The sequence below is a fragment of the Tardiphaga sp. genome (assembly GCF_041424195.1).
In the GTDB taxonomy this organism is placed as follows: domain Bacteria; phylum Pseudomonadota; class Alphaproteobacteria; order Rhizobiales; family Xanthobacteraceae; genus Tardiphaga.
Genome location: NZ_JBGMOE010000075.1, coordinates 64,332 through 78,886 on the forward strand (window position 1 = coordinate 64,332; position 14,555 = coordinate 78,886).

At 61.8% G+C, this 14,555-nt stretch carries 16 protein-coding genes; 6 read left to right on the forward strand and 10 right to left on the reverse strand.

Features of this window, described 5'->3' with window-relative positions; translation table 11 throughout:
- Window positions 1–14: 14 nt before the first annotated feature.
- The 4 genes from ACEK02_RS12190 to ACEK02_RS12205 all read right to left on the reverse strand — a co-directional run bounded on the left by ACEK02_RS12190 (window position 15) and on the right by ACEK02_RS12205 (window position 4,215).
- The gene (locus tag ACEK02_RS12190) at window positions 15–851 is read right to left on the reverse strand and encodes a M48 family metallopeptidase (RefSeq protein ID WP_371421968.1); all 837 of its coding nucleotides are present in this window, start codon (window positions 849–851) and stop codon (window positions 15–17) included.
- A gap of 291 nt (window positions 852–1,142) precedes the next feature.
- Window positions 1,143–2,468: a polyhydroxyalkanoate depolymerase gene (locus ACEK02_RS12195; protein ID WP_371421969.1), complete on the reverse strand. Its 1,326-nt coding sequence runs from the start codon at window positions 2,466–2,468 to the stop codon at window positions 1,143–1,145.
- Window positions 2,469–2,605: 137 nt separating this feature from the next.
- A complete protein-coding gene (locus ACEK02_RS12200; protein ID WP_371421970.1) occupies window positions 2,606–3,424 on the reverse strand; it encodes an ABC transporter permease in 819 nt (272 codons plus the stop codon).
- On the reverse strand, window positions 3,421–4,215 hold the full coding sequence (locus ACEK02_RS12205; protein WP_371421971.1) for an ABC transporter ATP-binding protein: 795 nt from the start codon (window positions 4,213–4,215) through the stop codon (window positions 3,421–3,423). The genes ACEK02_RS12200 and ACEK02_RS12205 overlap by 4 nt, the downstream gene beginning before the upstream one ends.
- A 109-nt stretch (window positions 4,216–4,324) precedes the next feature.
- Between ACEK02_RS12205 and ACEK02_RS12210 the strand changes: the two genes are divergently transcribed.
- Entirely contained in the window at window positions 4,325–5,641 is a 1,317-nt protein-coding gene (locus tag ACEK02_RS12210; protein WP_371421972.1) for an ActS/PrrB/RegB family redox-sensitive histidine kinase, read from the forward strand.
- Between the two features lie 171 nt (window positions 5,642–5,812).
- On the opposite strand, the gene ACEK02_RS12215 is transcribed toward ACEK02_RS12210, so the two are convergent.
- Both ACEK02_RS12215 and ACEK02_RS12220 read right to left on the reverse strand, forming a co-directional pair.
- A complete protein-coding gene (locus ACEK02_RS12215) occupies window positions 5,813–7,051 on the reverse strand; it encodes an MFS transporter (protein ID WP_371421973.1) in 1,239 nt (412 codons plus the stop codon).
- A gap of 114 nt (window positions 7,052–7,165) precedes the next feature.
- Window positions 7,166–7,846 carry a DUF938 domain-containing protein gene (locus tag ACEK02_RS12220; RefSeq protein WP_371421974.1) on the reverse strand — a complete coding sequence of 227 codons (681 nt, stop codon included), beginning with the start codon at window positions 7,844–7,846 and terminating at the stop codon, window positions 7,166–7,168.
- A 145-nt stretch (window positions 7,847–7,991) separates the two neighbouring features.
- Here ACEK02_RS12220 and ACEK02_RS12225 point away from each other — a divergent pair, with 145 nt between their 5' ends.
- Window positions 7,992–9,032 (forward strand): MBL fold metallo-hydrolase, encoded by a 1,041-nt coding sequence (locus ACEK02_RS12225; protein ID WP_371421975.1) that lies wholly within the window; start codon window positions 7,992–7,994, stop codon window positions 9,030–9,032.
- A gap of 50 nt (window positions 9,033–9,082) precedes the next feature.
- Window positions 9,083–9,913, forward strand: a complete 831-nt coding sequence (locus ACEK02_RS12230) for a class II aldolase/adducin family protein (protein WP_371421976.1) — start codon at window positions 9,083–9,085, stop codon at window positions 9,911–9,913.
- 10 nt (window positions 9,914–9,923) lie between these two features.
- Here the strand turns inward: ACEK02_RS12230 and ACEK02_RS12235 are convergent, their stop codons facing one another.
- Window positions 9,924–10,979 carry a HoxN/HupN/NixA family nickel/cobalt transporter gene (locus ACEK02_RS12235; RefSeq protein ID WP_371421977.1) on the reverse strand — a complete coding sequence of 352 codons (1,056 nt, stop codon included), beginning with the start codon at window positions 10,977–10,979 and terminating at the stop codon, window positions 9,924–9,926.
- A gap of 180 nt (window positions 10,980–11,159) precedes the next feature.
- Between ACEK02_RS12235 and ACEK02_RS12240 the strand changes: the two genes are divergently transcribed.
- Window positions 11,160–11,435: a transcriptional regulator gene (locus tag ACEK02_RS12240; protein ID WP_371421978.1), complete on the forward strand. Its 276-nt coding sequence runs from the start codon at window positions 11,160–11,162 to the stop codon at window positions 11,433–11,435.
- Window positions 11,435–11,692 carry a hypothetical protein gene (locus ACEK02_RS12245; RefSeq protein ID WP_371421979.1) on the forward strand — a complete coding sequence of 86 codons (258 nt, stop codon included), beginning with the start codon at window positions 11,435–11,437 and terminating at the stop codon, window positions 11,690–11,692. Before ACEK02_RS12240 ends, ACEK02_RS12245 begins: the two co-directional genes overlap by 1 nt.
- 37 nt (window positions 11,693–11,729) lie before the next feature.
- Here the strand turns inward: ACEK02_RS12245 and ACEK02_RS12250 are convergent, their stop codons facing one another.
- Window positions 11,730–11,978, reverse strand: coding sequence for a hypothetical protein (locus ACEK02_RS12250; protein ID WP_092139892.1), 249 nt, complete (start codon window positions 11,976–11,978; stop codon window positions 11,730–11,732).
- Window positions 11,979–12,139: 161 nt separating this feature from the next.
- On the opposite strand from ACEK02_RS12250, the gene ACEK02_RS12255 reads away from it, so the two are divergent.
- Complete coding sequence (locus ACEK02_RS12255) at window positions 12,140–12,289, forward strand: hypothetical protein (RefSeq protein ID WP_371421980.1); 150 nt, start codon at window positions 12,140–12,142, stop codon at window positions 12,287–12,289.
- Between the two features lie 141 nt (window positions 12,290–12,430).
- Here the strand turns inward: ACEK02_RS12255 and ACEK02_RS12260 are convergent, their stop codons facing one another.
- On the reverse strand, window positions 12,431–13,612 hold the full coding sequence (locus ACEK02_RS12260) for a M20 aminoacylase family protein (protein ID WP_371421981.1): 1,182 nt from the start codon (window positions 13,610–13,612) through the stop codon (window positions 12,431–12,433).
- A gap of 118 nt (window positions 13,613–13,730) precedes the next feature.
- Window positions 13,731–14,474 (reverse strand): SDR family NAD(P)-dependent oxidoreductase, encoded by a 744-nt coding sequence (locus ACEK02_RS12265; RefSeq protein ID WP_371421982.1) that lies wholly within the window; start codon window positions 14,472–14,474, stop codon window positions 13,731–13,733.
- Window positions 14,475–14,555 lie beyond the last annotated feature (81 nt).

Here is a 14,555-nt window from a genome sequence, read left to right on the forward strand (position 1 = left end):
CCGGGACAGGGAGCTCAATCCTGCACGCCGTAGCGATGCAGGTCGTTGCCATGGGTATCGAGCCAGGCCTTGGCGCGTTCAGTCGCCGGGCAGATCCGCCCGACCACGCGCCAGAACTTCACCGAATGGTTCATCTCGACGAGATGCCCGACTTCATGGGCCGCGAGATAATCCAGCACGAAGGGCGGTGCGAGGATCAGCCGCCACGAGAACGACAGCGATCCCTCGGTGGTGCATGACCCCCAGCGGCTCGACTGATCGCGGATCGAGATCCGCTTCACCTTGACGTTGAGCTGCGCCGCATAGCGGTTCGATGCCTTGACAAGATCGGCCCTGGCTTCGCGCTTGAGGAAATCGTGGATACGACGATCGATATGCTCGACATCGCCGGCGACACAGATGATCTTCTCGCCGCTGTCGCGGGTCTCGGTCCATACCGTCCCCCGCCCTGCCCGATGCACAATCCTGTGCGGAGTTCCCCGCAGCGGAACCGTTGTGCCGTGTTCGAATGGTGCTGCCTTCGGCAAACGACCGAGACGCGCGGCGATCCAGGCACCATGACGCTGTGCGAAGTCCTTCGCATCGGCCAATGACCCGCGCGGCGGCATGGTCAGGATGGCTTCGCGCTCGCTCGGATGAATGCGCAGCGTATAACGCGTCGCACGGCGGTGCCTGCGCAGGCGTATGGCGAACATTTGCGAGCCGTGTTTGACGGCAAGCGTGTCCGGTTCGGTGGGGCGGCGATAGAGAAGTGCGCGGAAGGCCATGTCAGTAGTCCCGGTCGTCAGTAGATCGACCGGATTCTGCCATAACCGCCGCCACGGGAATTGCTCAGCGCAAAAACAAATCATTTGCCCAATATACGGGGTCAAAAGGCAATTTGTCCCCTAGCAGATGGGGTCTGGAACAGGAATCTCGATTCAGATTCGGGATGGAACCCTGAATCTAGGATTGAATCGCGCACCACCCCTACAAATAGGCGGAAAATCCGTTTTCTTGACCTGTTTTCAAGGGCTTAGAAAGCCCGCCGCCACAACTCGCACGCGATGATCGCGCATTTCAACGATGTTGTTTTCGATTCATCGATGTTGATCGCGCGCATGCGATGACGATGCATCATCATCGCATGCGCGCGTGTTGAATCACTCCGCAGCAGCAGCGCGCTGTCGTGGGCTTGCTGCGCTCAGCATGAAGTCGGACACGCGCGGCACGATTTCAGATTTGAATCGCGATCCATTGAACACGCCGTAGTGTCCCACGCCCTTCTGAACATAATGCACACGACGATCATCGGGGATCGAACTGCACAACATATGCGTCGCTTCGGTCTGACCGAGGCCGGAGATGTCGTCTTTCTCGCCTTCGACGGTCATCAGCGCGACGTTGACGACCTTCGAGGGATCGACAGGCTTGCCGCGATGGGTCATCTCGCCCTTCGGCAGCGCGTGCTTGACGAACACCGTGTCGACGGTCTGCAGGTAATACTCTGCAGTCAGATCCATCACCGCCAGATATTCGTCGTAGAAGTCGCGATGCTTGTCGACGAGATCACCGTCGCCCTTCACGAGGTTCTGGAACAGCCTCTTGTGCGCATCCATGTGGCGGTCGAGATTCATGCTGATGAAGCCGTTCAGCTGCAGGAATCCCGGATAAACGTCGCGCATCACGCCCGGATGCGGAAACGGCACCTTGGTGATGACGTTGTTGCGGAACCAGTCGATGCCCTTTTCGGCCGCAAGATTGTTCACGGCGGTCGGATTGCGGCGCGTATCGATCGGGCCGCCCATCAGCGTCATCGACAGCGGCACATAGGGATCGTTCTCGGCTTCCATCAACGACACCGCTGCGAGCACCGGCACGGCAGGCTGGCAGACGGCGAGAACATGGACGTTGCCACCGAGCACGTGGAACATCTCGATGACGTAGTCGATATAGTCTTCGAGATCGAAGCGGCCCGCGGCCAGAGGGACCTGACGCGCATCCGACCAGTCGGTGATGTAAACCTCATGGGTCGGCAGGAAGGCTTCGACGGTACCGCGCAGCAAGGTCGCGTAGTGGCCGGACATCGGCGCCACGATCAGCACCCGCGGCTGCGGCACACGCAGCGGGCGCGGATGCTTGCGATCGAAATAGAGAAGACGGCAGAACGGCTTTTCCCACACCGAGCGGATCTCGATCGGCGTGCGCACGCCGTTCACGTCGGTATCGTGAAGGCCCCATTCCGGCTTGCCGTAGCGGCGCGTGGTGCGCTCGAACAATTCGCAGCCCGCCGTCACCGACTTGCCGAATTCGGTCTGCGAGAACGGGTTCAGCGGATTCTGAAACAGCATCTTGGTAGCGTCTGTGATCGCGCGTGCCGGATTGAGCGACGCGTAGGCCATCTCATACATCCAGTACATCGGCGTGGTCAGAGCCGGGCTTGTCTCGGACGGCAAGGCTGGCGGCCTGCCAAATTCACCTATCGGCATCTGTCCTCACTGGTTTAGCGTCTGCTTTTGCGCTGCAGTAATATACTGGTGTCTGCGTAAGAAAGCGTCAATGCGCCGTACCCATGGCTTTGGGGCCATTGGCGGTAAAAACGGCGCTTATCCCTTGATAAATGGTCTTATTCGCCGCCGGAGATCAGCGATCCGGCGCGCCTGGCGCTGTTCAAAAGCCCAAGAAATATCGCGAATGAAACAATAAGCAGCACGATGTTGATAGCGAGGGCGGTGAACATCAGATCGGCGCGGAAGGTATGATCGAACAACAGCGCCCGCATGCCTTCGAATACATAGGTTGGCGGCAACGCCCAGGCGATCACTTGCAGCCAGCTCGGCAACACCGAGACGGGATAGTAGACGCAGGCCAGCGGCATCAGCCCGAACATCAGCGTCCAGACGATGCTCTCGGCGCCGAGACCGTTTCGCAGCACCAGACCAGAGACGAAGATACCGAGCGACCAGCTGGTGAAAATCAGATTGCAGAAGAACGCGATCAGCGGCAGGCCGAAAGCGAACAGGTTGAATTTGAAGAACACGATCGCGAGGATCAACATCGGGATGATGCCAATGGCAAGACGGATCAGGCTCATAACCATCAGCGAGAGCAGAAATTCGATCGGCTTCAGCGGGCTCATCATCAGGTTACCGAGATTGCGCGCCCACATTTCCTCGAGGAAGGAGATGGAGAAGCCGAGCTGGCCGCGAAACAGGATGTCCCACAGGATCACCGCGCCGATCAGCGTGCCGCCCGCCTGGGCGAAGAACCCGGCATTCTGCGAGATGTAATTCTGCAGGAAGCCCCAGGTGATGATTTGCAGCGCCGGCCAGTAAACCAGCTCCAGCATCCGTGGCCACGACGACACCAGGACATACCAGTAGCGCAGCACCATCGCATTGATGCGATGCATGGCAATGCCGCGTGACCGCTCCACAAGGCTCATGGCGCCTGCTCCCGGTCGCGACCGCGCGCGACGTCGAGAAACACATCTTCCAGCGTCGTGCGGTTATAGCGCAGCAAAATCTGCTCCGGGCTGTCATCGTCCTCGACGCGGCCCTTCTTCAGGATGATGACGCGGTCGCACAGCCGCTCGACTTCCAGCATGTTGTGCGACGCCAGAAGGATCGTCGCATTGTGGCTCCGGCGATAGGTCTCGATATGCTGTCTGATCCAGTCCGCCGTATCCGGATCGAGCGAGGCGGTCGGCTCATCGAGCAGCAACAGCTCCGGCTCGTTAATCAGCGCCTTGGCCAGCGCGACACGCGTTTTCTGGCCTGCCGACAGCTTCCCGCTGGCGCGGTCGAGAAAATCGGTGAGGTCCAGATCGGAGGCCAGTTGCGCGATACGCCCCTTCAAGTCAGGCACCGCGTAGAGCTTGCCGAACACCGTCAGGTTCTGCCGCACCGTGAGGCGCATCGGCATGTCAACGTAAGGGCTTTCGAAATTCATCCGGCCGAGCACCTCGGCTGATTGCGCCGGCATCGCGCAGCCGAGCACCGAGACCTTTCCCGACGTCGGCAGCGTCAGCCCCATGATCATGGCAATGGTGGTGGTCTTGCCGGCGCCGTTGCCGCCCAGGAGGCCGGTGATGCTGCCGCGCGCGATCCTGAAGGAGATGTCGTCGACAGCGCGGTTCGTCTTGTAGAGTTTGACGAGATGCGCGACGTCGATCGCCGCCGAAGCATTGCGATCAACCGTCGCCGCATGACCTGACTTGATGTCTTCAATCGCCATTGCGGCCGTTCCATGCGGCATTGTGGCGGCGAAGGCAAGCTTGGGCGCTTCAAGTGGCCGCAGCCCGCATGGGTTTGTGGTCATCGCCTGAGCCGTCTAATGTCCTGATATGACCGATATTTCCGCCTCCGACTTTCGCCAGCCGCGCCGCCATGTTCGCCTCGACACGATCCTGCGGTTGCGCTGGCTCGCTGCGCTCGGCCAGTTGGCGGCGATCTTCGTCGTGGTGCAGGGGCTCGAATATGACGTCGCCATCATTCCCTGCGTGACGATCATTGGCCTGTCGGCGACCCTCAATCTCGTCCTGCAGACGCTGTTCAATCCGGTTCACCGGCTGGAACCGCGCTTCGCAGCTGCCCTGCTCGCACTCAATATCATCGAACTGGCGGGCCTGCTCTATTGCACCGGCGGATTGCAAAATCCGTTCTCGTTCCTGTTCCTGGCACCGGTGCTGATCTCGGCGACGGCATTGCCGACGCGATTCACCATCGCACTCGGCGTTCTCGCGGCAGTCTCTGCCACCGTGCTGGCCTTCTTCCATCTGCCGCTGCCATGGGACTCCGCAGAACCGCTGGTGTTGCCGCAAATCTATCTGCTCGGCGTCTGGTTCTCGATCCTGACCGCCATCGGCGTGACCAGCCTCTATGCGTTTCAGGTCACCGAGGAAGCTCGCAAGCTATCCGACGCGCTCGCCGCCACCGAACTGGTGCTGACGCGCGAGCAGCATTTGACCCAGATCGACGGTCTTGCCGCCGCTGCCGCGCATGAATTGGGAACGCCGCTCTCGACCATCTTCCTGATCTCCCGCGAGCTCGAGAAGAACATCCACAACAATCCGGAACTCGCAGACGACCTGAAGACCGTCCGTGAACAGGCGCAACGCTGTCGCGAGATCCTTTCCAAAATCACGCAGCTGAATTCGAGCGGCGCACCATTCGACCGCATGCCGCTCTCGCAGTTGATCGAGGAAGCGGTGGCGCCGCATCGCGACTTTGGCATTGCCATCAAGATACGTATCGCCGTCGCCAACGCCCCCGAACCGGCCGGCATGCGCAATCCGGCGATCCTCTACGGCGTCGGCAACATTCTGGAGAATGCGGTCGATTTCGCGCGGGAGCAGGTCGAAGTGAACGCCTGGTGGAATGCGGAAAGTATCGTCATCTCGATCTCGGACGATGGCCCGGGCATTCCGCCGGACCTGCTGAAGCGGATCGGCGAACCCTATCTGTCGCGGCGTCGCCCCGCCGAAGAGGGCGAGCATCGCGGCCTCGGCCTCGGCGTGTTCATCGCGCGCACGCTGCTCGAGCGCACCGGCGCCAGGGTGACCTTCAGCAATCGCATTTTTCCGGACCACGGCGCGGTGGTGCAGATCTCATGGCCGCGCGGCGCGTTCGAGACTGCGGACCAATTGGCCGATGTCGACTGACGCAAGTCTCACTTGTCACGCGAACGCAGCCGACAGTTGCACCGGCCTCGATCACTGGAAACACAGGATCGGTCTGACGACGTTTAAACGTCTCTTGGAGTATCGTTCGTTCACAAATGCCGGCTTGGGACGATATTGATCGCCCAGCCGGCAAGCGTGCGATGCGCCTTGTCAGACCGCAGGATCGGGAAATGCCGCAGCCTGCTGCATCGCGCGGCGCCTGACAAAGCCCGCCACGATCAGCGCCACCAAGCCGAGAATGACCGGCGGGAAGACCACGGCGTTCACGGTGGGCCAGCCATAATTCGCCAGCAACTGGCCGGACGAGAATGAGCCGATCGCCATCAGGCCGAACACCAGGAAGTCGTTGAAGGCCTGCACTTTGTTGCGTTCCTGCGGCCGATGGGTCTCCAGCACGAGCGCGGACGCGCCGATGAAGCCAAAATTCCAGCCGAGGCCGAGCACGATGAGGCAGACCCAGAAATGCATCGCGCTGATTCCGGCAATGCCAATCACCGCGGCGATCGCCTCCAGCACCAAGCCTGCAGCCACGACCTTTGAAGCGCCGAAGCGTGCGATCAGCGATCCCGTGAAGAAGCTCGGCCCGTACATCGCCACGATGTGCCACTGCAGGCCGAAATTGGAGTCGCTCAGCGTCAGCCCGCAGAGCTTCATCGCCAGCGGCGCCGACGTCATCACGAGGTTCATCATGGAATAGGACACCACGCCGCAAATCGCGGCCGCGATGAAGCGCGGTTGCCGCACGATCTCCAGCAGCGGTCTGCCACCATGCATGTCTGCGGGCGCAGGCTTCGGCGCGTCCACGGTGGAGAGCAAGGCCATCGCGATCAGGGCAACGACCGCCTGCGCTGCGAAGCTGGCAGCAAACAGATAGGGCGACCAGATATCCATGGTCCACTGCACAAGCTGCGGGCCAAGCACGCCGGCGAATACACCGCCGGCCATCACCCACGACACGGCCTTCGGGCGATAGGAGGCGCTGGCGCCATCGGCCGCCGCAAAGCGATAGGATTGCGCGACCGCGCCGTAGAAGCCGCCGAAGAAGGTCGCACAGCAGAACAGCGCGAACGACGCTTTCAGGATCGCTATGGCGCCGAGCAGGCCGCAGATCGCGCCTGCGCCGCTGCCGATGATGAAGGCGACGCGGCGACCATAGGCGCGGGAGATCATGCCGACGGGCAACGTTCCGCAGGCCAAGCCGACGACATAGACCGAGATCGGCACCGTCGCGAGCGACACACTCGGCGCCAGCGTGGCGCCGACAATGGCGCCGGTGGCGAAAATGACCGCCGAATTGGCGCCGCCAAGTGCCTGTGCCGCAGCCAGCCGCAGCACGTTGGAACGTGCGCGTGCGTCATCGTGAATTTCTGGGGTAGCCACGTCGATCATGGGGAAATCCGCCCGGATGTGGCCCGGTTCGTTCCGGGGCCTTTATTCGTGGCGACTATGCCGACCGCCCTGCGGCAGATCAACACACGCCAGCGCGCACGCACCATGCGCTGATCATCCGGGCGACCGGGCAAATACCAGGATCAGATTGTTGGCAGGCATCTCGATGACCTCCGCCAGCCGAAGGCCGACGCCCTGCGCGACGTGCTCCAACTCCTCGACATCGCGCACGCCCCATTCAGGATTACCGTCGCGCAGGCTGGTGTCGAACACCGCATTGCTCACGGCCGTATGTTTGCCGCCGCGCTTGAACGGGCCATAGATAAAGAGACGTCCATCCGGGCGCAGATATTTTGCTGCGCCGGCAATCAACCCTTCGGCGACGGGCCATGGCGCAATGTGGACGACATTGGCACAGAACACAGCAAGCAGCGCGCCCGGGCCGTTGCCGCTCGCCATCTCCGGACACCAAGCGGGATCGGTCAGATCGATCCGCAGCGGCGGCCTGATATTGGTCAATTGCGCATGGGCGCACCACGCCGCGATACTTTTCAGATGTGCGTCGTTGAGGTCACTCGGCCACCAGGTGATGTCGGGCGTTTGTCCAGCGAAGTGAATGACATGCTGGCCGGTGCCGCTGCCGACTTCCACAACATCGCCGCAAGCCTGACGCAGGAAAGGCGCAAGCGCGTGCCAGATCGCCTCATGGTTGCGATGGAAAGCTGCGGCATCGAGCCGGCCATCGTCTTCCACCCGCCGGCCATCCCGACCGAACTCGACCACATATTCCGCCATCAGGCCCTCACTGCTGCGGGCAGTATCCCGAACTTGCGCTCACGAACAAGAGAAGAAAGAGATCGTCCAAACACAGCCAAATGGGCTAATATTCTGACGAATACCCGATCTGAAGAAGGATCGACCACGCAGAATTGGTGCGCCTATGATCTTCCGTCAGCTGTTCGACAGTGTGTCCGGCACATATAGCTACCTGCTTGCCAGCCGCCACGGCGGCGAGGCGCTGATCCTCGATCCCGTCCTGGAAAAGGTCGATCGCTATTGCCAGTTGCTGCGCGAGCTCGACCTGAAGCTCGTGAAGGCGGTCGATACGCATCTCCATGCGGACCACGTCACCGGCCTCGCCGAACTGCGCGATCGCACCCATTGCGTCACCATCATGGGCGATCAGAGCAAGGCCGACGTTGTCGCCATGCGTGTCAGCGACGGCGACAAGGTAACGATCGAAGGCGTCGAGCTCGACGTGATGTATACGCCCGGCCACACCGATGACTCCTACAGCTATCTGATGGGCGACCGCGTCTTCACCGGCGACACGCTGCTGATCCGCGGCACCGGCCGCACCGATTTCCAGAACGGTAGCGCGCGAGCGCAGTATGATTCACTGTTCAACCGCCTGCTCAAGTTGCCGGACGAGACGATGGTGTTCCCTGCGCACGACTACAAGGGCGACACCGTCAGCACCATCGGCGAAGAGAAGCGCTACAATCCGCGCCTGCAGGTGAAGTCGGTCGAGGACTACATCGAGCTGATGGGCAAGCTCAACCTGCCGAATCCGAAGCTGATGGATGTGGTAATCCCGGCCAATATGAAGGTCGGGCTGAAGCCGGACGCGCTGAAGAAACAAGGCCTTGCGCTGTCTCCGCGGGAGGCCATTGCCCATCTCGGCGATCCCGCCATCCTGCTGGTGGACCTGCGCGAGAGCGGCGAGCGCGCCAAGCACGGTGTGCTCGCGGGCGCGCTGCATGCGCCCTACCCGTCGATATCGGACAGCCTCAAGCCCGGCGGCATGTTGCGCGAGGTCGCCACTGCCACCAAGCGCCGCATCGTGTTCTTCTGCGCCTTCGGCGAACGCTCGGCCATGGCCGTCACTGCGGCGAAGGAGGCGGGGATCGACAACGCCGCGCATCTCGATGGCGGCATCGATGCGTGGAAGAAAGCTGGCGGCCCGGTGCTGGCCGCATGACATAGCGAGCAAGGCGGACCAACCCGCCACTCGACAGGGGGAGGACTACAATGGCGTCGATACGATCGACTGTGCCAATGCTGCTGGCAATAGTGTTCGCACTCTCCCTGCAACCGGCCTCCGCACAGACCGCAGCCCAGCCCCCCGCGCCAACATCTGCCGGCCCCGTCGATCCGGCGTTGATGCAGGACCTCGTGGTGGCGAACCGCGTCCTCACCGATCTCAATGTGATCGACGGTTTCGGCCATGTCAGCATGCGCCACCCGACCGACCCCAACCGTTACCTGATGGGGCGCTCCGTGGCCCCGGCACTCGTCACCGCCGACGACATCATGGAATACGACCTCGATTCCAATCCTGTCGATGCGAAGGGACGCGCCAGTTTCCTCGAACGCTTCATCCATGGCGAGATCTACAAGGCGCGGCCGGACGTCAAAGCCATCGTCCATACGCATTCGCCCGGGATCATTCCCTTCAGCGTCAGCAGCACGCCGCTGCGGCCGGTGTTTCACCTTGGCGCCTTTCTTTTCCCTGACGTGCCGGTGTTCGAGATTCGCGACAGCGCCGGCATGAGCAACATGCTCGTGAGCAACGCGCAGCTGGGCAAGGCGCTGGCCATGACGCTCGGCGATCGCAGCGTTGCGCTAATGCGAGGCCATGGCAGCGTCGTGGTCGCCGCCACCATTCCGATGGCGGTGTTCCGCGCCCATTACAGCAACGTCAATGCACAGCTGCAGTCACAGGCGCTCGCCCTTGGCGGATCGGTGAGCTATCTGCTGGGCGAGGAAAGCCAGAAAACGCTGGGTGTGATCGACCAGATCCATGGCCGGGCCTGGGATCTGTGGAAGCGCGCGGCGCTGGAGAAGATGGCGCCCAAATAGCGAGGCCGCCTCAGGCTTCGTGAACCCGAACCTCGATGTCGTCATAGCCTTTGACGCGATAGACGATCACCGAGATCATCCAGCTCAGGATGAAGATCGCAATGATGAGATAGCCGAGCGCACCGAAATTCTCGTTCAGCGCCTCGATGCCATCCCAGAAGCTGCCTGACAGGTCGAGCTTGCGGCCGATCAGGCCAAGCGCCTCGACGCCGCCGATCACCAGCGCCACGATCACCGACACCAGCGTGATGATCATGTTGTAATAGAGCTTGCGGATCGGCTTGACGAAGGCCCAGCCATAGGCGCGCACCATCAGCACCGAGTCCGTCGCATCGACCAGTGACATTCCCGCCGTGAACAGTGCGGGGAATACGAGGATCGACCACATCGACATGCCGTCGGCGCTTTGCGAGGCCGAGATGCCCAGCAGCGCGATCTCGGTCGCCGTGTCGAAACCGAGCCCGAACAGGATGCCGAGTGGGTACATGTGCCAGCTCTTCGAGATCACGTCGAAGACCGACCGCAGCATGCGACCGATGACGCCGCGCTGCGCGAGCAGAATATTGAGGTCCTCGTCGATGAACCGCTCACCGCGCTTCACCGCCTTGAACAGGCGATACACCGATACGAGAATGAAGATATTGGCCACTGCCACGATCAGCAGGAAGAAAGCCGAGACACCGGTGCCGATCAGGCCGCCGATTTCCTGGAAGTCCGCGAATTTCTCCTGCAGTGCCGACACCGCCAGCGCCACGAAGATGGACGCCACGACGACCACAGTGGAGTGACCGAGCGAAAAAAACAGGCCCACGGACAGCGGGCGCTTGCCGGACTGCATGAGCTTGCGCGTCACATTGTCGATGGCCGCAATGTGGTCGGCATCCACGGCGTGGCGCAGACCGAAAGTGTAGGCAAGCAGCGCGGTTCCCAGCAGAACCGGCTGGTCGCGGAAGGCGATCAGGGCCCATATCCAGGCCAGCACATTGGCCGGGATTAGAATGGCGTAGATGGCGATGATGCGGCCGCGCAGGTTGTCGGCGCCATCGTTGAACAGTGTGCGGATCATGGAGATTCTTGCAGTCCGGATTACCACCGGATTGTCTCAGGAAGGCCCGACGGACGCAACCTCGCCTCATTCGCGTCGAATTCGCCGCATTTCCGGCACAAAGGGATCAACTGCAGCAGCCAGTTAGGTGGCAGCGGGGGTGCCGCTTCCTATATCTACGTGATAAGAATGACACAGAATTTGCTGCGCACCGATCGCGTGGCCCAACCCGAGGCGTTGATGGACACCGAACAGGAACAGAAGACACCCGCAGAACTGAAGGAAATCCGACTTGCACGCAGGGCGGCGCAGGAAGCCGAAGGCGTGAAGGCTATGGCCGAGATTGCAGCGGCCGATGTCGCCATCCGCAAGCGGACCGAGGAACTGCGCGCGCTTCGCCTCGCCAGGGAAGCCGACGAGCTGGCCAACCCGCCCGAGCCCAAACCGAAAGCTACCCGAAAAAAGAAAACGAGCTGATGCCAACTGACGACACCAAAGCAACGAAATCCGAACGCGAGGCCGCGGCCAAAGCCGTTCTCGACAACATGGCCCGACTGAAGGCCATGCGCCTTGCCCGCGAAGCGGTATCGCCCCCTGCTCCGGCGAAGAAGAAAGCCGCCGCGAAATCGGGCAAGACGTCTTCGAGCAAGACGTCTTCAAGCAAATCGACGGAAAAGGCCCAGGCCCTGGCGGCATGGCTCGCCGATCAACGCAGCGGCGGCCGCAGGACCTGACTATCCCAGGACCTGCTTTCGCAGGATCTGATCTATCTCAGGCCGCGCTCGGCGCCGGCCATTCGATCATGGTACGGGTCTTGGTCGCAGAATCGTAGACCTGGATCTGAAGCATCTGAAACTGGTTCTTCAGCTTCATGCCGGCTTCTTCCGCGGCTTCGACCGTATCGTGATGCGATTTGAAATGGCCATCCACCACCAGTGAATAACCTTCGGTCGGCGCCCTGTCGGCACGAACGAATTTGCGCGCCTGCGGTTCGTCAATCTCTAACTTGGGCTTTTTCATCGTCACTCCAGAACAGGATTTGCCAGATTTCAAATCGGGCAGGATTCGCCCCCGTTTACACGGTCATGCGGAAAAGCACAGGGCAATTGCGGGATTGCGGCAATATCTGCTTCAATCACGGTCAGAATGAGGTCAACGCGAGTGATCCGGCGGGGGAAAAGATGAGCGGACGACTGGGCAGCCCCGGCAACGACAAGCCGGCCAAGGACAATCCGAAGAAGCCTAAGCCCACGCCGCCGCGGCCCGACGATGACGAGGAAGACGGCGATATCGCCACGCCGAAACGCGATCGCGACGACGAAGATATCTAGCCGCGCAAAGAGGTCACCGCATAAGAGATCGGCGGGCCATGACTGGCGCGCCGATGGATTTTGAAGAGGGAAGACCTGTCAGGCCGCCTTGAGGCCGACATCCGGCGCGGCCTAGATAGACCGCGCCAACACACCGGCCGTTTATGCGAGCTCCTGCTCCACCAATCCAGCGAGATAGCTCGCGCCGATCGGCAGCAGATCGTCATTGAAATCATAGCCGGGATTGTGGACCGGCACGCCGCCCTTGTTGTCCGCGCCGCGCTGGCCGAACATCAGATAGGCACCGCGGTTGCGCTCCAGCATGAAGGCGAAATCCTCGCCGGCGAGAATCGGATTGCCTTCGCGAAGCACTTCGGTCACGCCCGGCACTGCCCCCGCAGCGTCTGCGGCACGCGCCGTCTCATCGGCCGTATTGATCGTGGCCGGATAGGCGTGACGATACTCGATCTCCGCCGTGCCGCCGCAGGCCTGCGCGGTCAACGTCACCGCGCGCATGAACAATTCTTCAACGCGCTCGCGCACCTCGGGCTTCAGCGTACGCACCGAGCCGCGCAACTCCACCGTCTCGGGAAGCACGATATCCGAGGTGCCGCCATGAATCTGGCCAATACTGATGATGGCGGATTCCAGCGCATCGACCTGACGGGACGGGATCGCATTCAGCGCATTCACCACCTGCGCGGCCATGGCCACCGTATCGATACCCTGATGCGGGTGCGCGCCATGGGACGAGCGGCCACGCAGCGTCACCTTGAAATAATCGATTGCTGCCAGCGCCGTACCGGTCAGCGCCTTGACAGTCCCGAGCGGCATATCCGGGCTATTGTGAATCGCATAAATGGAATCGCACGGGAAACGCTCGAACAACCCGTCGTCCATCATCGCCTTGGCGCCGGCGAGGCCTTCTTCGGCCGGCTGAAAGATCAGATGCACGGTGCCGGCGAAATTGCGCGTCTCGGCGAGATACTTGGCCGCGCCGAGCAACATGGTGGTGTGACCGTCATGGCCGCACGCATGCATGCGTCCGGGATTCTGCGAGCGATGGGCAAAACCATTCCCTTCCTCCATTGGCAGCGCGTCCATATCGGCGCGCAGGCCGATGGCCCGATTGCTGCCGGCCGCCTGATGACGGCCACGGATCACGCCCACCACACCGGTACCGCCAAATCCGCGATGCACCTCGATGCCCCATTCCGATAATCTTTCCGCCACCAGCGCGCTGGTGCGCTCTTCCTCGAAGCCAATCTCCGGATGCGCATGGAAATCCCGGCGCCATGCAGTCATTTCCGGGTGCAATTGATCGAGATGTTCGCGCGGGCTCATGGGTACTCTCATCGTGGTGGTTGCTGTGCCTGTTAGCCTAGCGGGGTGTCGATACTCTCGCAACCGAACCAAGTGACATTCGCCTTGCGCAAGGGGCGGACATCTGTGTGAATCGCGATCAGTGAAAGTGGGTCGCCCCGTTGATATCGAAAATCGCGCCGGATGCGTAACCGCTGCCGGCGCCGCACAGGAACACCGCGGTGGCAGCGATCTCTTCCGCCTTGGCCATGCGCTTCAACGGGTAGAGCGAGGTGTCGTAGCCCTTGCCCTCGGTCATCGCCGTCTCGACCGGCCCCGGCGCGATGCCGTTGACGAGCACATTGCCCGGCGCGGCCTGTCGCGCGAGCCAACGCACAAATGCGTGGATGCCGCCCTTGGCAAAGGCATAATGCGGCCCCGTCCGCAGGCCGCCCATCCAGCCGGCCACCGAGCCACACAGCACGATGCGCCCATCGCCCGCTTCCATCATGCCCGGCAGGAATGCACGCGTCAGGTTGATCGGGCCTTTGACATTGGCGCGGATGACGCGGTCGAGCGACTCCTCCCAATCGTCGGCCATCCAGTCGTCATGCGGCGCGATCGCAGCGGTATCGATCAGTCCGTAGACCGGGCCGATCTGCTTCGCGAGCGCCGTCACGTCCGGGCGCGAACCGGTATCGAGGCTGTGGATCTCGGACCGATCAGCAAGTTCGGCGCCGACGCGATCGCGGATGCTATCCTTGTCGACGATATCGACCAGCACGAGCTGCGCGCCTTGCCGCGCGCACAACTTCGCCGTCGCGCTACCAATGCCGCCGGCCGCGCCCGCGATCACAATGCGCCGGCCGGTGAGGTCGAATGGCGATGTCTCTGGAGATGTCATGATGCAGTTCCCGTTTGTGGCGGCGTGTCCCGGCGAGCCCTCAAGGCTTGCAGGCCGTGTTCAATTCGATTGCGGTAAATG